Annotated in this window: 18 protein-coding genes and 1 tRNA gene; 8 read left to right on the top strand and 11 right to left on the bottom strand. The window is 32.6% G+C overall.

What is annotated here, in order from left to right; genetic code table 11:
• Window positions 1–26: 26 nt before the first annotated feature.
• The gene (locus H4V97_RS01360; protein WP_209548722.1) at window positions 27–296 is read right to left on the bottom strand and encodes a helix-turn-helix domain-containing protein; all 270 of its coding nucleotides are present in this window, start codon (window positions 294–296) and stop codon (window positions 27–29) included.
• 140 nt (window positions 297–436) lie between these two features.
• Here H4V97_RS01360 and H4V97_RS01365 point away from each other — a divergent pair, with 140 nt between their 5' ends.
• Both H4V97_RS01365 and H4V97_RS01370 read left to right on the top strand, forming a co-directional pair.
• Complete coding sequence (locus H4V97_RS01365) at window positions 437–625, top strand: hypothetical protein (RefSeq protein ID WP_209548723.1); 189 nt, start codon at window positions 437–439, stop codon at window positions 623–625.
• Window positions 626–652: 27 nt separating this feature from the next.
• Entirely contained in the window at window positions 653–1,201 is a 549-nt protein-coding gene (locus H4V97_RS01370) for a hypothetical protein (protein WP_209548724.1), read from the top strand.
• A gap of 226 nt (window positions 1,202–1,427) precedes the next feature.
• Here H4V97_RS01370 and H4V97_RS01375 read toward each other — a convergent pair.
• Window positions 1,428–1,501: transfer RNA gene (locus H4V97_RS01375), tRNA-Arg, on the bottom strand.
• Window positions 1,502–1,571: 70 nt separating this feature from the next.
• On the opposite strand from H4V97_RS01375, the gene H4V97_RS01380 reads away from it, so the two are divergent.
• On the top strand, window positions 1,572–2,084 hold the full coding sequence (locus tag H4V97_RS01380) for an adenine phosphoribosyltransferase (protein ID WP_196849549.1): 513 nt from the start codon (window positions 1,572–1,574) through the stop codon (window positions 2,082–2,084).
• On the opposite strand, the gene H4V97_RS01385 is transcribed toward H4V97_RS01380, so the two are convergent.
• The 4 genes from H4V97_RS01385 to H4V97_RS01400 all read right to left on the bottom strand — a co-directional run bounded on the left by H4V97_RS01385 (window position 2,081) and on the right by H4V97_RS01400 (window position 5,968).
• Window positions 2,081–2,221, bottom strand: a complete 141-nt coding sequence (locus H4V97_RS01385; protein WP_196849548.1) for an SsrA-binding protein — start codon at window positions 2,219–2,221, stop codon at window positions 2,081–2,083. The two genes, H4V97_RS01380 and H4V97_RS01385, sit on opposite strands and share 4 nt — an antisense overlap.
• An 83-nt stretch (window positions 2,222–2,304) precedes the next feature.
• The gene (locus H4V97_RS01390) at window positions 2,305–4,059 is read right to left on the bottom strand and encodes a M56 family metallopeptidase (protein WP_196849547.1); all 1,755 of its coding nucleotides are present in this window, start codon (window positions 4,057–4,059) and stop codon (window positions 2,305–2,307) included.
• 50 nt (window positions 4,060–4,109) lie between these two features.
• The gene (locus tag H4V97_RS01395) at window positions 4,110–4,466 is read right to left on the bottom strand and encodes a BlaI/MecI/CopY family transcriptional regulator (RefSeq protein WP_209548725.1); all 357 of its coding nucleotides are present in this window, start codon (window positions 4,464–4,466) and stop codon (window positions 4,110–4,112) included.
• 284 nt (window positions 4,467–4,750) lie between these two features.
• Window positions 4,751–5,968, bottom strand: a complete 1,218-nt coding sequence (locus tag H4V97_RS01400; RefSeq protein WP_209548726.1) for an MDR family MFS transporter — start codon at window positions 5,966–5,968, stop codon at window positions 4,751–4,753.
• Between the two features lie 263 nt (window positions 5,969–6,231).
• Here H4V97_RS01400 and H4V97_RS01405 point away from each other — a divergent pair, with 263 nt between their 5' ends.
• The 5 genes from H4V97_RS01405 to H4V97_RS01425 all read left to right on the top strand — a co-directional run bounded on the left by H4V97_RS01405 (window position 6,232) and on the right by H4V97_RS01425 (window position 9,919).
• Window positions 6,232–6,834, top strand: a complete 603-nt coding sequence (locus tag H4V97_RS01405; protein WP_209548727.1) for a DUF1684 domain-containing protein — start codon at window positions 6,232–6,234, stop codon at window positions 6,832–6,834.
• Window positions 6,834–7,487 (top strand): TatD family hydrolase, encoded by a 654-nt coding sequence (locus tag H4V97_RS01410; RefSeq protein WP_196849543.1) that lies wholly within the window; start codon window positions 6,834–6,836, stop codon window positions 7,485–7,487. Before H4V97_RS01405 ends, H4V97_RS01410 begins: the two co-directional genes overlap by 1 nt.
• A gap of 59 nt (window positions 7,488–7,546) precedes the next feature.
• Window positions 7,547–8,263 carry a ThiF family adenylyltransferase gene (locus H4V97_RS01415; RefSeq protein WP_196849542.1) on the top strand — a complete coding sequence of 239 codons (717 nt, stop codon included), beginning with the start codon at window positions 7,547–7,549 and terminating at the stop codon, window positions 8,261–8,263.
• A gap of 84 nt (window positions 8,264–8,347) precedes the next feature.
• A complete protein-coding gene (locus tag H4V97_RS01420; protein WP_196849541.1) occupies window positions 8,348–9,022 on the top strand; it encodes an HAD family hydrolase in 675 nt (224 codons plus the stop codon).
• Between the two features lie 51 nt (window positions 9,023–9,073).
• Window positions 9,074–9,919: a DUF2911 domain-containing protein gene (locus tag H4V97_RS01425; RefSeq protein ID WP_196849540.1), complete on the top strand. Its 846-nt coding sequence runs from the start codon at window positions 9,074–9,076 to the stop codon at window positions 9,917–9,919.
• A 102-nt stretch (window positions 9,920–10,021) separates the two neighbouring features.
• On the opposite strand, the gene H4V97_RS01430 is transcribed toward H4V97_RS01425, so the two are convergent.
• The 5 genes from H4V97_RS01430 to H4V97_RS01450 all read right to left on the bottom strand — a co-directional run bounded on the left by H4V97_RS01430 (window position 10,022) and on the right by H4V97_RS01450 (window position 16,562).
• Window positions 10,022–11,743, bottom strand: coding sequence for a sodium:solute symporter (locus H4V97_RS01430; protein ID WP_196849539.1), 1,722 nt, complete (start codon window positions 11,741–11,743; stop codon window positions 10,022–10,024).
• Window positions 11,744–11,865: 122 nt separating this feature from the next.
• A complete protein-coding gene (locus tag H4V97_RS01435; RefSeq protein ID WP_196849538.1) occupies window positions 11,866–14,397 on the bottom strand; it encodes a PIG-L family deacetylase in 2,532 nt (843 codons plus the stop codon).
• 167 nt (window positions 14,398–14,564) lie between these two features.
• On the bottom strand, window positions 14,565–15,122 hold the full coding sequence (locus H4V97_RS01440) for a hypothetical protein (protein ID WP_196849537.1): 558 nt from the start codon (window positions 15,120–15,122) through the stop codon (window positions 14,565–14,567).
• Between the two features lie 460 nt (window positions 15,123–15,582).
• The gene (locus tag H4V97_RS01445) at window positions 15,583–16,080 is read right to left on the bottom strand and encodes a hypothetical protein (protein ID WP_196849536.1); all 498 of its coding nucleotides are present in this window, start codon (window positions 16,078–16,080) and stop codon (window positions 15,583–15,585) included.
• Window positions 16,081–16,244: 164 nt separating this feature from the next.
• Window positions 16,245–16,562 (bottom strand): hypothetical protein, encoded by a 318-nt coding sequence (locus H4V97_RS01450; protein ID WP_196849535.1) that lies wholly within the window; start codon window positions 16,560–16,562, stop codon window positions 16,245–16,247.
• Window positions 16,563–16,713: the final 151 nt, after the last annotated feature.

The following is a 16,713-nucleotide window of genomic DNA, read 5'->3' on the forward strand; positions in this document are numbered from 1 at the left end:
TTGAGAGGGTTAATTTTTTGACTGTTTTATTTTTTTTTCAGTTCACCAATTGGAATATAAGAACCTTCACGAAAAGCGAAAATAGTTTCAGTTTCAACTTCTTTTGTAGAGATCAACAACTCTCGAACGTCCACATTCAAAACGTCTGCAATTTTAATTAACAAGTCTGGTTTTGGAAAACTATTCCCCTGGACTATGTTTGAAATGCTGGCAGGCGTTACTTCAACTTTTGCAGCCAAATCTTTTCCGGAAATACCTTTTTCAATTAATAATTCTTTTAGTCTTAAAATGCTCATGGGTTAGAAATTTATAGTTTAGACAAATATAAGTAAATTATAGTAATACTAAATTATTTTTAAAATAATTATAGCTTTACTTGTTATTGATTATACTATTACTTATATTTGAAGTATAATAATTATAGAGATACTAAACCATGAAAAATTTAATTAGAGTTTTAGCAAGTTACTTACTTAGTCCAAATGAAAATGTAATTGTGACTCATGGAGTGTATTACCACAAAACGACTTATACCTTCAATGATTCTGGAGTAACTAGAAAAACAGATCAGGATAAAATAGATTCTGTTTACAATGGATTAGATTTTGACAAAATTTTTAAATAAATATTACTAACAAACAAAATTACAATTATGGTACTTACACACAATCAGGCAGAAGTAACTCCGAAAGGATTTTTAGAAAAAAGAGACTTTAATTCATTCATGGTACTAGATACAAATAGTATTTTATATCCGGATGCAAAACAGGTCTTTGGTTATACAGTTGAAATATTAAATGTGATACGCATTAATACATTAGTAAATAAAATGTGCAATGGTTTTCAATCTAATTTTAATATTGATTCCTCAATTTATTATAAAGCTATAAGTAATGTTTTGGAGAGCAAGCCGTTTTTATATCCTGAACTTGAAAGTTATTTTTTAGCCTCACAGAAGAAAGAAGAATTTCTTTCCTTCTCTCGCAGCCTTGCAGATATTGAAGATGATTTTTATTTACCCTATGAAGTAGATTATATTCTTTTAGGTATGAATATGGACCAGTATGATAAACTTAATGAAGATAAAAAAGGTGATCTAAGCGATAGTTACAGCGATCTTAAATGTAATATGAGTTTCAAGAAAATTGAGATTAAAGATTTTATCATCAAAGCAAAACAATTAATTGATGAGGTCCAGTAAAGAAACGCTAGTATTTCCATTTGCTGAAATGAAATAAAGCAATAAATAATAATCTAATATTTTAGAGATAAAAAACCTTTCAGAAATGGAAGGTTTTTTTGTTTGAAAATGGTTTGAAAATATATTAAAAAATGTTTTTTTAACTCAATCGTACATAAATCGTACAAGTATTAAATTTAAAAATCCTTAAACTCCTGCTTTACAGTACGTTTAAGGATTTTTTATGTGACCTTGACTGGATTCAAACCAGTAACCTCTTGAGCCGTAATCAAGTGCGCTATTCAGTTGCGCCACAAGGCCTTATTGCGGGTGCAAATATAGGTATAATTGTGTGATTTGCAAGTCAAATTATAAATAAATAATTAAAAATATGCCACTAAAGAATTATATACGTGATATTCAAGGTTTTCCAAAAGAAGGAATTTTGTTCAAAGACATAACTCCGTTATTAATTGACCCAAAAGCAAGGAATAAATGTCTGGAAATACTGGTTTCGACACTTAAAGATAAAAAAATAGATAAGGTTATTGGGGTAGAAAGCCGAGGCTTTTTCTTTGGGATGCTAATCGCTCAGGAATTAAATGTTGGTTTTATTCCCGTAAGAAAACCTCATAAATTACCTTTTAAAACAATTTCTGCGACCTATGATTTAGAATATGGCACCGATACATTAGAAATCCATACCGATGCAATTCAAAAAGGTGATAGGATTTTAATACACGACGATGTTTTGGCTACTGGGGGAACCATAAAAGCCGTTTGCGAATTAGTCGAGAGACTGGGAGGTGTAATAGTGCAATGCAATTTCCTGATGGAGCTCAGTTTTCTAAAAGGCAGAGAAAAAATTAAAGGAAATGATATTTTTGCTGCGATGACTTATTAACTTAAAGCACGAGTCGTCACATAATAGCGGTAACCAATAATTGCCATTTGCCATTTCTTAGCTTTTCCTAAATCCAATCGTTGTTTAGTGAAACTGGGTAAAAGAAGTTTATTGATTTGAGCAAGTACCTTATACATAGATTTTTTTTCAAAGATATAAAAAAAGACGGTTCTAGGATAACCGTCTTTTTTGCTGTTATTTGTGAGGAGTATTTTTAAAATTATTTTGTTGTAATTTCGATAACACCGTTTATAGCTTTTTTACCATATTTTTTAATAGCATTCTGTCTTGTAAATTCAGTTGCATTTGATGGTTTTTGTACACCCATACTAATAATATTTTTAGGATCTAATTTTTCCAATGTTTGATAATTACTTTGTTTTCCATTAATTATAATTAAGGCTTTTTTAAAATCTACATTTTTATCATTTTGAATTCTTTTAATGTTATCTTCTGGTTTAGATGTCTCAAAACTAATAGCCCACCCTTTATCCTCATTTTTAGTTTGGCTTTCAATTTTGTCGTTTTTTTTACCATCGACGTAGCTTTTTGTAATAATACGAATTGCATTTTTATTTGAAGTAGCATCTTTATTGACATCCATACTACTAATAAGATTTGGGCTCATGCTTTCAGCTTCGAGAGGGCTTACTTTTTTTCCATCAATATAATAGTCAGCATCTCCCGGAACCCCATTTACCTCTCTAGTCATCTTCGTAACGGTATAAGTATCTTTTGTTTTTTGACGAATAGTAACATTGTTAGGATCGACATTATCAAATCCCAAATCCGTTTTTTCTATATCAGAATTAAAAATACTTTTACTTCCTGTAGTTTTGCCTTTCGTAACAATTTTTATCGTGGATTCGTTTTTGTTTTTAATAACATCCATTGTGGCTATATCATCGGGATTGGTGCTGTCTAATTCTTTTTTTGTTACTTTTTTACCATCAATATAAATTTCAGTATTTAAATCTATAAACTCCTTTTTAGTAGCATTTGCTGCAGGAATTTTGTTTTTCTTGATGCTATCCGTTTCCTGATTATTAGTATTAGTACTTGTAATTGGGCTGGTTGCTTTAAGCTTACTCGTTTCTGCGATTACTTTTTCTTGTGCAACTACTTCAACTTGAAATAAACACATAAAGGCAACTAAGGCGGGCAGTACGAGTGCATACTTCCAAGAATTCCTTTTGTTTGATCGGTTTTTGTTTAACATAACAATTCGTTTTTTGATTAAGGATTGATAAAAATGATTGGTAATGGGAATACAATTTTCCTGTGTTGTTATTTTCAAAAGTGTGATTTGGTAACTTTTTTTATCAGCTATTTTTTTAGACGCTTCACCATCTGCGATGAACTCGAGGTTTTGAAGCATCGCTTTCTTGTAAAGCCAAATGAAGGGATTAAACCAAAAAAGAATACAAAATAGTTGTGCAATCAATACGTCAAGGGAGTGATTTTGCTGGCTATGTACTTTCTCATGAGCAATTATATTTTCAAGTTCGGTCGCATTGTACAAAGCCGAATTATAGACGATAGTACTAAAAAAAGAGAAGGGGGCTAGATTTTCTGTTGTGTCTATAAATTTATAATTAGCTTGGTGCGCTACTGTTTTTCCCTTAAATATTTTTCGAAGGCTGTAAAAATCAAACCCAAATTTAGTCAACAAAGCCAGAGCGCCAATGCAATAAGTCAAAGCCAATCCTAAATAAATATACTCCTCAGTGTGATTTTCTTCAGTCACGGTTCTTATTGGTAAGGAAGACCAATCGGAAGTAATAGGTGTAGGTGCTACCCAAATTATTTTTGTGTAAACGACTATCGGCAAAATAGTAGCTGTTAGTAATCCTGCTAAAAGAAACCTTCTATTTGTAGTAAAAAAAGTTTCTTTGCGCAACAGAAAATTATACGCCATAAAAAACAAAAGTAGTAATCCACTGGATTTTAAAAAGTAAATAGCGACTGCTTCCATAAATAATTATTTTGGTAAAGGTTTTATAACAGTAAGAAATTATTGCTATTTTATTGTTTTTCAATCATGGCTAGAATTTCTCGTAATTCCGCAGCCGAAATTTTTTCTTCTTTGGCAAAATGCGATACCATATTTTTGTAGGAACTATTAAAATAATTATCGATTGCCGTGTGCATAAAGCGTTTTCTATAGTCCTCTAAACTCACGATTGGATAGTATTGGTGCGTGTTTCCAAAAGCATTATGGGATACAAAACCTTTTTCTTCCAGATTCCGCACAATTGTAGAGAGCGTGTTGTAATGCGGTTGCTCTTCCGTAATTTCTGCCAATACTTCTTTTACAAATGCTTTTTTAAGCTTCCATAAAATGTGCATGATTTCCTCTTCTTTGTTGGTCAGTTTTTGCATGATTTTATTTATTTGAATCAAACATACAACTATATTTTTAGTTTGTAAACTACTTTTATAGTTATTTAACTAATTTTTTAGTTTTGGATACCATTTTACTATATTTCAGCAAACCTAGTTTTTTATATAAGCGTGTCCGCGTGAGGGATAGCAATGGAAATCCTTTTTACGGCGGTAGCTGGAAAAAGATTGAAATGTATAGCCCGACCCCATTTAAAAAAGGGGCTAAGTAACCTGCTTGTTGCTTAGCCCCTTTTTTAAATGGGGTCACGCCCAAAAAATAATTATTTGTGTTCTTCTTTAACTAATCGTTGCAGCCAGATACAGCCCGCAACCGAAAGTATTCCTAATGTTCCCATGACAAACCAGTTGGTTTGATAGCCAAATGTGGCAATGATTTCCAGTCCAGTCTTTGAACTGGCAATGTGTGCTAAGCTGAAACTCATCGTAAACAAAGCCATATAGCGACCTTCATGGCCTTTTGGTGCCCGACTTAAAGCAAAAGAATTGGAAAAAGGGAAGATGAACATTTCGCCAAAAGTGATAAAAATAATACTTACAATTAGTATTCCTGCCCACATATTGATCATTAAGACATAAAAACTGAGGGACATTAGAAAGGAACCCCAAAGAATAATTTTAAGTGTATCAATGCCTTTTCTTTGGCTAAAACTGACAATTGGCATTTCCAGAAAGAAAATTAACAATCCATTTAAGGACAGTAAAAGTCCGCTTTGAAACTCTGTTAATCCAAATTTTTCATTATGATACAAAGGTAAAGTGGTGAAAAGTTGAAAGAAAAGCATGGCCGTTATAAAACAAATAAACAGGAAAATCCAGAATATCTTATCTTTGAAAACAGATGCTGGAATTTCGGTTTCGCTATTTGCAGCGTTTAAATCAGCTGGTTTTTTGCGTTCTTTTACCAATAATGCAAAAATCAAAATGGAAACGATACAAGAACTTCCATCTACCCAAAAAAGACCGCTATATCCTAAATTCATGATGATTAAACCTCCCAGAGCCGGTCCAGCGGTAAAACCTAAATTTACCGCTAGTCTTACTAGAGTCAATGCTCTGGTACGATTTTCGGGTTTCGCATACGTGCCAAGGGAAACAAACATGGCGGGACGAAACATATCGGCAACGGTCATAATAACAAACATCCCGATGCACAATCCCCAAAAAGTACGAATGTATTGTACTAAGAATAATAGGATTCCACTGGTAAATAAACTGAAAACCATGATTTTATAAAACCCAATTTTATCAGATAATTTCCCTCCAAGCCAAGAACCTAACATGGATCCAAAACCAAAAGCTACCATAATCCATCCAACTTGTGCGTAAGAAAATTGTAAATCTTCTTTTAAATATTTGGATAGAAAAGGCAAAACCATCGTACCAGCGCGATTGATAAACGTAATCAAGGTAAGAATCCATACTTCTCTTGTGAATCCTCTAAAATTATTAATGTAACGTTGGAAAGCGGTTTGGATCATATATAAAGTTCTAATTTTGCAAAGGTAGAAAACTTTGTAGTGATGCGACTTTGTGGCATTGTAACTTTTAAACTATTTTTGCTTAAAAGTATTAAGGACTATCCGCAAAGAAAACAAAACATTTTTTTTTATCATTGCGAATTTAAGAAAATTAAGTTTTATTCTTAATGGACCTTAATTGCTTAATGGTTCAACAGGAATAACTTTATTTTTAATGAAAATAATCCAATATTATTAAAGCAGAAAGTCAAAAAGATATTAATATGAGAACACTATTTACTTTGTTTCTTTTGGTTCAATTGAATTTTGGCTTTGGCCAAGAAAAATTTGATGCGGCATCTGTAGCCAAATTTCAAGAAGTCATAAACTCGGAGTATGCTGATGCAAAGACAAGTCCTTTGAATTCAGAAGATTTAGCTGTATTCAAAACCTTGGATTTTTATCCCATAAATGAAAAGTTTTTTGTGGTAGCAAAATTCGTGAGAACAAAAAAAGAAAAGCCGTTTGAAATGAAGACCACTGGGGAAAGAAAACCAATGTATGTGAAATATGGGGAAGTTTATTTTGTTTTAGAAGGGAAAAATTTTAAACTGAATATTTACAAGAATATTGAACTTTCTAAAAAGAAAGAATACAAAGACTATTTGTTTTTACCGTTTTCAGATTTGACTTGCGGAAATGAAAGCTACATTGGCGGAAAATATATTGATATGAAAGTGCCTAAAGGTAAAACGATTGTCATCGATTTTAATACATCGTACAATCCATATTGTGCTTACAGTCATAAATATTCTTGCCCAAAAGTACCCTTGGAAAACGATTTGAATATCGAAATAAAAGCAGGAGTTAAAAAGTTTCATGATTAATGGAATTCTTTAATTTACATACCCATAAATTCACGAATCAGCCCAATGTGTTGGAATTAGTCAATCAATATCCACAGGAATTTGATGGTACGATTCCCTGTTATTCTATTGGAATTCATCCTTGGTTTATTGTTGAAGATAGAATTGAAGCTGATTTAGAGATTATTGAAAGCAAATTACAAGAGGCAAATTGTCTTGCGGTTGGTGAATGCGGACTGGATAAACGTATTGAAATCCCAATGGAATTGCAGCAGATGGTTTTCGAAAAACAATTGCTTTTGGCACAGAAATATCAAAAACCAGTTGTGATTCATTGTGTTGCCGCTTTTCAGGAATTGATTGAAATTACGAAAAAATTGAATATTACGGTTCCAGTACTAATTCATGGATTTTCCAAAAGCGAACAGTTAGCGAAACAGTTATTGGACAATGGATTTTATATTTCTTTTGGTAAATATTTATTGTTAAATCCGGAGTTGGAATTGGTTTTTAAAAATATGCCGAATAATCGATTTTTCTTGGAAACCGATACAGTTGAAGAAGGGATTGATGCTGTTTATGCTTTGGCAGCAAAATATAAAGGAATTTCGGTTGAAGAAATTCAAAAACAGGTGAATAGTAATTTTATGGAAGTATTCAAGAATAGAATTTAAACATAGTTACGGATGAAGTTTTAGAACTTTAAACATTAAACTTTAAACAAAAAAAAATAATGGCAGAGTGGACAGAAAGAGCCGAACTTTTATTTAAAAAAGAAGGTTTAAATAAATTGCAGAATGCAAATGTATTAGTCGTAGGACTTGGTGGTGTGGGTTCTTTTGCAGCCGAATTTTTGGCTAGAGCAGGAGTGGGGAAAATGACCATTGTAGATGGAGATGTAGTTGATATTACCAATATAAACAGACAATTACCAGCTTTACATTCTTCTGTGGGGCAACCCAAAGTTACTGTAGTTGGTGACCGATTAATGGATATCAATCCGGAATTGAAACTGACCCGCGTACAAGAATTTCTTTCGCCAGAGCGTGCTTTCGAGATTGTTTCGGAGGAATTTGATTATGTATTGGATTGTATCGACAGTGTAACCCCAAAATTGAATTTGATTATCGCCGCAAAGCGAAAAAGAGTGAAAATTATAAGCAGCATGGGTGCTGGCGGAAAGATGGAAGCTTCCAAAGTAAAAGTGACCGATATTACGAATACCGTCAATTGTTTTTTTGCAAAAACAATCAGAAGACGTTTGAAAGAATTTAAAATTGATAAATTGAAAGTCGTTTTTTCTTCTGAAATTCAGGATGAATCAAGTCTGAAAATGACGGATGGTTCTAATTTTAAAAAATCATTCTACGGGACAAATAGTTATATGCCAGGATTATTTGGTTTATATGCTGCGGAAACTGTGATTCGTTATTTGCTTAAAAAGGAGTAGTTTTTAGTCTCAGTCTCAGTCTCAGTCTCAGTATTCTGATAATCAAACATCTAACCTCTAACCCCAAACTTCTAACCTAAAAAAATGATACAAACAGTAATTTTTGATATGGACGGCGTAATTGTCGACACAGAGCCCGTACACCGTTATGCTTATTTTAAACAATTTGATGAATTGAATATTGCTGTTACGGAAGAAATGTATACCTCATTTACAGGGTTTTCAACTAGAAATACATTCCAGACTTTGAAGGAAGCTTTTCAATTGAATCATAATGTTGAGGATTTAATTCAAAGAAAAAGGAACATATTTAATGATGCTTTTGATAGTAAAGAAGATTTAGAATTGCTGGAAGGCGTTGAAAACTTAATCAAAGGATTACACGAAAACGGAATGCAATTGATATTGGCTTCCTCTGCTTCAAAAGTTACTATTGAGCGTGTTTTTCGTCGTTTTAAACTGCATCAATATTTTACTCATGTCGTGAGTGGAGAAGATTTTCCTAAATCAAAACCGCATCCTGCCATTTTTGAACACGCAGCTAGTTTATCGATTGCTCCAAAAGAAAATTGTATTGTAATTGAAGACAGTACTAATGGAGTGAAAGCTGCTAAAGCTGCTGGAATTTTCTGTGTGGGTTACAATAGCATTCATTCAAAAGACCAAGATTTATCGGAAGCGGATGTAGTAATTAATCATTTCAATGAATTGGGTTTGGATGAAGTGAATAATATTGACTCCAAATTAAGGAATATTTAACATTTAAGAATACCTGAATTTGTAAATTTGGGAAACATAAAAACAGATACTATGAAAAACATCTTAATTGCATTTGCTATCATTATTGCAAATTTCACCATTGAGGCACAAGTGAAAACGCCTCAAGCCAGTCCAAAAGCCGCTATTATTCAAACGGTTGGTTTAACCCAAGTTGAAATTAATTATTCCAGACCAAGTGCTAGAGGAAGAGCCGTTTTTGGTAATTTAATCCCTTTTGAAAAAGTGTGGAGAACGGGAGCTAATGAAAACACAACAATATCATTTAGTGATGATGTAGTTATTGATGGAAAAACTTTAAAAAAAGGAAAATACTCTATGTATACTGTTCCTAAAATTGAAAGCTGGGATATCATATTTTATTCAACTACAGATAACTGGGGAAATCCTGAAGAATGGAACGAAGCTAACGTAGTATTAAGAACCACGGTGAAGGAAGAAACTTTGCCAAAACCAGTTGAAACTTTTACTATCGGGATAAGCGGTTTAGATAATAATTTTGCCTATTTAGAAATGTATTGGGAGAGTTCTTATGTTGCTTTAAAGTTTGAAGTTCCTACTCAAAAAACAGCAATGGCAAGTATTGAAAAAGCTTTGGCTGGACCAGCTGCCGGTGATTATTTTTCTGCAGCGCAATTTTTATTGCAGTCTAATGGAGATAACGCTAAGTCATTAGTTTATGTAAATAAAGCTTTAGAAATGAATAAGGATAAACCATTTTTTTACTACCGTTTAAAATCATTGATACAAGCAAAACTTGGTGATAAAAAAGGTGCTATTGAAACGGCAAAAATATCTATGGCTGCAGCTGAAAAAGCTAAAAACCAAGATTATGTAAAGATGAATAAGGAAAGTATTGCAGAGTGGAGTAAGAATTAATACTTTGTTTTTTTTTAATCTTAAATCCCGTTCGCCTAAGCAAACGGGATTTTTTTATAATTAATAATGAAAACTATTCGTGCTAATATTGAATTTAAAATGTTAGGCTAATGATTTTTCTTTCCTAAAAATAGTCCATTGTAAAACTAAAGAAATTATAATCGTTAACATTGCTCCAATGAAATTTAGCCACAAATAACCCAGTTTTTCTTCTCCGCTTGGGTAAATATAGATGGCAAAATAATAGATTATAAAAATGGTGATTTGCGTTACAACCGCGCTGTAAAAAATAGCTTTAGATTTGACTTGTTTAATATAAAATCCGACAAGAAAAATACCGAGAACCGTTCCGTAAAATATAGATCCGATGATATTTACCAATTGGATTAAATTTTCAAATAAGGTTCCTATGCAAGCAAAAAGGATGGCAATTACCCCCCACATTAATGTAAAAAACTTTGTGGCATTCAGATAATGTTTTTCTGATTTTTCTTCTTTCAAATTACGCTTGTAGATATCAATTGCAGTGGTCGATGCCAAGGCATTCAGTCCGGAAGCAGTTGAAGACATAGCTGCAGAAATAATTACAGCCAATAATAAACCGATAAGTCCTTTGGGTAAATAATGCAAAATGAAGTGGAAAAAGACATAGTCTTTATCGTTAGTTTCACTTCCGCTATCGGCTTTCAGAATAATTTCTTTTGCTCGATCTCTTAAATCTTTCTCCTTATTAGATAAAGTAACTAATTCTTTTCGAAGGATTGGATTGTCATAATCTTGATTCAACTGATCAATGTACAAGAGATTAATCACTTTTTTATCTTCTGATAAATCGTCTAGTTTCTTTTCTAAAGAATGATATTCACCTTTGTATGCCGATTTTTCAACTATTATTTTATTGTTCGGATTAAAATTTAACGGAACTGGATTGAATTGGAAAAAGACAAAAACCATCACACCGGTAAGTAAAATAAAGAACTGCATAGGAACTTTCAATAGACCGTTCATAATCAATCCCATCTGACTTTCTCGAACAGATTTCCCTGATAAATAACGTCCAACCTGAGATTGGTCTGTACCAAAATAAGCCAAAGCAAGGAAAAATCCTCCCGTAATACCACTCCAAAAAGTATATTTTTCCTCAGGATCAAACGAGAAATTTACGATATTCATTTTGTCATTTGCTCCAGCGATATGCAAAGCACTAGTGAAAGTCATATCATTTGGTAAATAATGTAAAATCAGAAAGAAGGTAATAAACATCCCCGACATAATCACAAACATTTGCTGTTTCTGAGTCACGTTTACCGCTTTTGTTCCTCCCGAAAAAGTATAAATAATTACCAAAACACCAATAATAATATTCATAATAGTGAGATTCCAGCCTAGCAACGCAGACAATATAATGGCCGGCGCATAAATGGTAAGACCTGTTCCTAGTCCCCTTTGAAATAGAAAAAGTAAGGCCGCAAGGGAACGCGTTTTAAGATCAAATCTTTTCTCGAGATATTCGTACGCTGTATATACTTTGTATTTATGATATATTGGGATAAAAGTGACGCAAATAACTACCATGGCAATTGGTAGTCCAAAATAGAATTGTACAAATCCCATTCCGTCGTGATAAGCCTGCCCCGGTGTAGATAGAAAAGTGATCGCGCTGGCTTGAGTTGCCATAACCGAAAGACCAACAATATGCCAAGGCGTTTCATTACCGCCAAGAATAAAGTCTTCTACATTTTTGCTGCCTTTGGTTTTCCAAGCACCATAAATAACAATAAATAATAAGGTGACAATAAGTACAATCCAATCAAATAGTTGCATAAGTTAAGAGTATAATTGCATTATTAGGTAAAAAATTAAAATATAGATCGCATTGACTGCAAGGACCCAACTATAGCTTTTTTTCCAAGTCTTTAATTTTTTCTTTTCCATTTTTTAATGTGTTATGGCTTAAATTTTTGTGCAGGAATTTTTACTGGAGCTTTTAAAGAAATTATATTTGATAATAATCTAAAAGCACCTGGAACTCCTTCCGGTAATTCTCTAAAAAAACTCAAGCCGGTATAAATATAGTATCCTTTTCCGTACGGAGCAACTAGTAAAGCCCCGTTTTTTGGAGTTTCACCTTTGTCATTTGATGATAAAATAGGAGTGAAGGCTGGGTCAAAGTTATTTGCATAATACAAGCCTTGTTCCTGTTGCCAGCCTTCAAAATCCTTAACTGTAATTTTATTTGGATTGTTCAAAACGGCATGATTTGGTGCTAAGAAACGAACTTCGGCATTTTCTTCAGTTACACGATCATTTGAAATTTTCATTGGAAAAGGAGCAATATTTGCAGAAACTGCCTCTTCAGGAGTGTTGTATTGCACCAGCATTGTTTTTCCTTCTTGTACAAAATCAAAAAGTATCGCTTGTTTATTGGCTAATTCTTTTACGGTATTGTAAGCTCGTATTCCTGTAATTACAACATCAAAATTGGCTAATTTTCCAGGAGTTATTTCCTCCGGTTTAAGTAGCGTTACTTTATATCCCATTTGAGACAGACTTTTAAGAACTTCGTCTCCGGCGCCCATAATGTAACCAATTCTTTCATCATTAGTTTTCAAATCTAATTTGATAAATTTTGCCTCCGCAGGTTTCAATACTTGTTGTTTGGTTATGTGGTTGTAATCGATAATTATTTGGTCTTTATCATATGGTCTATTATCAATAAACGCAATGCTTTTGGCTACAGCTTCATCATTTTGATCCGGAGGTGTAACTTGAAAATAAACGATTTGTTCTGTCCCTTTCTTTTCTAAGTTAAATGGAATTGATTTAGGTAAAACGTTCCAATTATTTGGTAGTTCCAATTTTAAATCTCCTTTGATCCCATCTTTTCCAGATTTTATTTTTACTGCTATTTCTTTATTTTTTCCGTTTTTAAAAAGGGAAACTTTATCAAGAATACTTGTGGTTACTTCAGGAACAATATCTAAATAATTATACATTTCACCCTTTACACCATCGTTATATTTGTAAATAACAGTTCGTTCAAATGGAATTTCGATGTTGTTGATTAACAGGTTAAATACCACTTTTACTTCCCGAATAATGTCTGGAATCCCAATATTTTTTTGATTTTCGACGCTATACATTCCTACTGTTCCCTTGTCTTTTAACCAATAGGGTTGCGTATAGTCAATAGTTGTTGGCAATTGTAAATCGAGATTTATGGTATTTGAAACATTATTAGCTAGTATTTTATTTTGCGGCGCATTTTTTTGCTCCGGCAAAGTGGTTATACTACTTAATTGCATGATTGTTTCACTTCTATTTATGGCTTCCAGTTTTAGTTTTACAATTCTTCCCGGAGTAGCTTCCTGGTTTTGCGCGACAGCTTCAAGATATAATCCGGAACAGGCTGCAATGATTTCTTTTATGGCGGAAGATTTTATCGTTTTCCAATGATTATCCTCCAGCGATTGTACCATTGAATAGGCTTTCGCCAAATTTGGAATGCTGGCTGAAGGATTGTGATAATCAAATTGAGTCGCAATAGTTGTCAATAATTCACCAATAGGTTTTCCGCCTTTTACTCGGTTCCAACTCGTATCAATTCCTTCAAAAATGGAACCTTTGTTTTGTAATTGTTCACCATTTATAAACTCTAAGTATTCGGTGTCTTCCCCACGACTTCCAGTGCTTCCAAAGCCTTGTGATTGGTGACGACTTCTACTTAATGCTGCAATTTCCTGATTTGATTTTCCAGTCGATGGAAAATAAACTCCAGTTTGTATGTCGATTAAATTAGATTTATCTGCTGCATCAAATTTTTCTTTACTTCCATAAAACCACCACGAAGTATTAAAAAACTGGCGCTTAGGCTGCCATGGTTGGACTAATTTTAATTGCTCTGGAAAAACTGTTGGATCATTTGCGAGTTTAAAACTTTCTACACTCAACATGGCCGAAGCGGTATGATGCCCATGTGTTGTTCCTGATGAACGATGGTCGAAACGATTGATAATTACATCGGGTTGAAATTTTCTAATTGCCCAAACTACATCTGCCAAGACTTTATTTTTATCCCAAATTTCTAATGTTTCTTGCGGATTTTTTGAAAATCCAAAATCATTAGCACGCGAGAAAAACTGCTCACCACCATCAATTTTTCTAGCTTCAAGAAGTTCTTGAGTTCTTATTACTCCTAATAATTCACGTAATTGAGGTCCTATTAAATTCTGGCCACCGTCACCGCGAGTTAAAGATAAATAACCAGTTCTTGCTTTTTTTTCATTTGATAAATAAGAAATCAACCGAGTATTTTCATCATCAGGGTGCGCAGCTATATAAAGAACAGATCCTAAAAAATTAAGTTTTTGAATTTGATTACAAATTTCAACCGAATTTAATTTTTGGGGTTGCTGCGCTTTTGTTATTTGAAAACAAAAAAGGAAAAGTATTAAAGGTAGAATATATTTATTTTGCATTTTTTTGAATTTAATTTGCAACAACTCCAAATGTAGGAATTAAATAATTTTTTATAAAATGTTTTTGATTTTCTTTCGAAAAAATAAAAACTTGATAACACAAAAAAAGAGAGACAACCTAAATTGGTTCTCTCTCTTTTTTTTAATTTTCTTAATGAAAAATCTAATTAGCCACGACCATGTCCGCGACCATTTCCATTGTTACCATGTCCTTCATTTCCATGACCATTGTTTCCACGTCCTTCGTTTCCGTGACCTTTGTTACCATGACCTTCATTACCACGATCGTAACCTCTGTTACCATTGCCACCACGATTTTCGTATTCTCTACGGTCATTATTGCGGTATGCACCTATAGATCTTTGTGGTCTTCCATGATAACCTTTGTAATATCTAACTCTATCATTTCTGTAATTGCTATAAGGTCTTGAACCATGATAGTCGTTCAATACCACTTTGTATCCGTTATACAAATCATAATTTCTATATTGTCCTGGCAAATATCTAGATCTTGTCCATCTTCCTCCATTGAAATAAATAAATTGTGTAGCTCTGATGTCGTAGTAGGCTTCAACATCAGGTAAATAATAGTAGTCAACATCAGAATAACCCTGTGGACCCCACGATGGCGCCGTTCCTATGTTTACACTTACTGAAACTTGTGCATGAATTGTGCTTGAGGCAAAAAGGATTATTCCTAAGGCGAGTAGTTTTAAAGTTTTCATTTTCCGAATATTTAATTAATAATAATTTTATACTAACTTTTTATGTCAGTAATTTTTATGTAAATCCAACAACTGTGCCAATAAATTTTACTTAACATATTTGTTGAATATTGTTTTTGAAAAAAATAATTTGATAGGTCCCTAATGACTGCGCGATCATCATGAAATAAACTTTTATTTTTTTTTACCTTGTTTACCGACTTTATCACAGTAAAAGTATGGCCTAAAGCTTAATTTGCAATTATAAAATTGTAGTTGAGAATTATATAATTTACCGTTACAATCTTGATTAAATTTTATTTAATGCGCGAATAGATAAGTGGGTAGTTTTAAAGAATCCTTTTTTCAATTCACTTGAAGAAATTAGAAACAAAGTGCAATAGATTAACTTTTATAAATGATTTCTAAAAAAAAAAGAGAACCCGCGCTGGGTTCTCTTTTTACTTCAATTAATTAGGAATTAATGTTTTCCTTTACCTTCTTTATGTTCTTTTCCTTCTTTATGGCCTTTTTCTCCTTTATAGCCTTTGTCTTCTTTATAACCATGATTTTCGTATTCTCTATGGTCATTGTTACGATACGAACCTATTGATTTCTGTGCTTTACCATGATAACCTTTGTAATATTTCACTTTATGATTTTTAAAGTTAGTATATGGTCTCGATCCATGGTAATCATTCAACACTACTTTATATCCATTATACAAGTTGTAATTTCTATACGGTCCTGGTAAGTATCTAGCTCGTGTCCATCTTCCTCCATTGAAATAAATAAATTGTGTAGCTCTAATGTCATAGTATGCTTCAACATCAGGTAAATAATAATAGTCTACGTTAGAATAGCCTGAAGGACCCCACGCTGGTGGAGTACCAATATTTACATTTACTGAAACTTGTGCATGAATTGTGCTTGAGGCAAAAAGGATTATTCCTAAGGCGAGTAGTTTTAATGTTTTCATTTTTCAAATATTTAATTAGTAATAATTTTATTGTAACCTAATCATCAATGTTTTTATATTAAACCAAAATTGTGCCAAATGGATCAATTAACATTTTATTAGGTTTAGTTTCGAAAAAAAAGAGAAGTTTATAAGCTTCTCTTTCATTTAAATTTAAAAATTGATTACAATAAAAGAATCAATAAAAGGATTATGATAATTATTGCTCCAACAGAAAAATATACACCGTTTCCTGTAGATCTTAACTCAGATTTAATGGCGCGAACTTCTTTACGAAGCGCTTTTTTCTCAGAAGATTTCAAAGAAGATTTATCCATTGCTTTTATTTCATCTAATCGGGAAAGCATAATCTTTACTTCAGCAGGTACTTCTTTAGTATTGTTTGCTATTGTAGTTGGTGTTTTTTCAGCTGCAATCATTGGAGTAGCTAAAGCGCTTAATGACAATACCATCATCATTAAATAGACTATTAATTTCTTCATCTTGTTTGTTTTTTTTGTTTAAAGTTATTATTACGGTAAATGTATAATTTAGATAATAATTTATAATTATATAATTGCAGCCGAGATTTATATAATTTACAGCATAAAAAAAAGAGGCTGATCATAGTGATCAGCCTCTTTTTTTAGAAAT

Origin of the sequence: Flavobacterium sp. CG_23.5 (genome assembly GCF_017875765.1) — a bacterium.
Taxonomy (GTDB): Bacteria; Bacteroidota; Bacteroidia; order Flavobacteriales; family Flavobacteriaceae; genus Flavobacterium.

Bases quoted from the DNA above. Each gene is read 5' to 3' on its own strand.
- H4V97_RS01360 (WP_209548722.1), bottom strand. From the start codon at position 296: ATGAGCATTTTAAGACTAAAAGAATTATTAATTGAAAAAGGTATTTCC.
- H4V97_RS01365 (WP_209548723.1), top strand. From the start codon at position 437: ATGAAAAATTTAATTAGAGTTTTAGCAAGTTACTTACTTAGTCCAAAT.
- H4V97_RS01370 (WP_209548724.1), top strand. From the start codon at position 653: ATGGTACTTACACACAATCAGGCAGAAGTAACTCCGAAAGGATTTTTA.
- H4V97_RS01380 (WP_196849549.1), top strand. From the start codon at position 1,572: ATGCCACTAAAGAATTATATACGTGATATTCAAGGTTTTCCAAAAGAA.
- H4V97_RS01385 (WP_196849548.1), bottom strand. From the start codon at position 2,221: ATGTATAAGGTACTTGCTCAAATCAATAAACTTCTTTTACCCAGTTTC.
- H4V97_RS01390 (WP_196849547.1), bottom strand. From the start codon at position 4,059: ATGGAAGCAGTCGCTATTTACTTTTTAAAATCCAGTGGATTACTACTT.
- H4V97_RS01395 (WP_209548725.1), bottom strand. From the start codon at position 4,466: ATGCAAAAACTGACCAACAAAGAAGAGGAAATCATGCACATTTTATGG.
- H4V97_RS01400 (WP_209548726.1), bottom strand. From the start codon at position 5,968: ATGATCCAAACCGCTTTCCAACGTTACATTAATAATTTTAGAGGATTC.
- H4V97_RS01405 (WP_209548727.1), top strand. From the start codon at position 6,232: ATGAGAACACTATTTACTTTGTTTCTTTTGGTTCAATTGAATTTTGGC.
- H4V97_RS01410 (WP_196849543.1), top strand. From the start codon at position 6,834: ATGGAATTCTTTAATTTACATACCCATAAATTCACGAATCAGCCCAAT.
- H4V97_RS01415 (WP_196849542.1), top strand. From the start codon at position 7,547: ATGGCAGAGTGGACAGAAAGAGCCGAACTTTTATTTAAAAAAGAAGGT.
- H4V97_RS01420 (WP_196849541.1), top strand. From the start codon at position 8,348: ATGATACAAACAGTAATTTTTGATATGGACGGCGTAATTGTCGACACA.
- H4V97_RS01425 (WP_196849540.1), top strand. From the start codon at position 9,074: ATGAAAAACATCTTAATTGCATTTGCTATCATTATTGCAAATTTCACC.
- H4V97_RS01430 (WP_196849539.1), bottom strand. From the start codon at position 11,743: ATGCAACTATTTGATTGGATTGTACTTATTGTCACCTTATTATTTATT.
- H4V97_RS01435 (WP_196849538.1), bottom strand. From the start codon at position 14,397: ATGCAAAATAAATATATTCTACCTTTAATACTTTTCCTTTTTTGTTTT.
- H4V97_RS01440 (WP_196849537.1), bottom strand. From the start codon at position 15,122: ATGAAAACTTTAAAACTACTCGCCTTAGGAATAATCCTTTTTGCCTCA.
- H4V97_RS01445 (WP_196849536.1), bottom strand. From the start codon at position 16,080: ATGAAAACATTAAAACTACTCGCCTTAGGAATAATCCTTTTTGCCTCA.
- H4V97_RS01450 (WP_196849535.1), bottom strand. From the start codon at position 16,562: ATGAAGAAATTAATAGTCTATTTAATGATGATGGTATTGTCATTAAGC.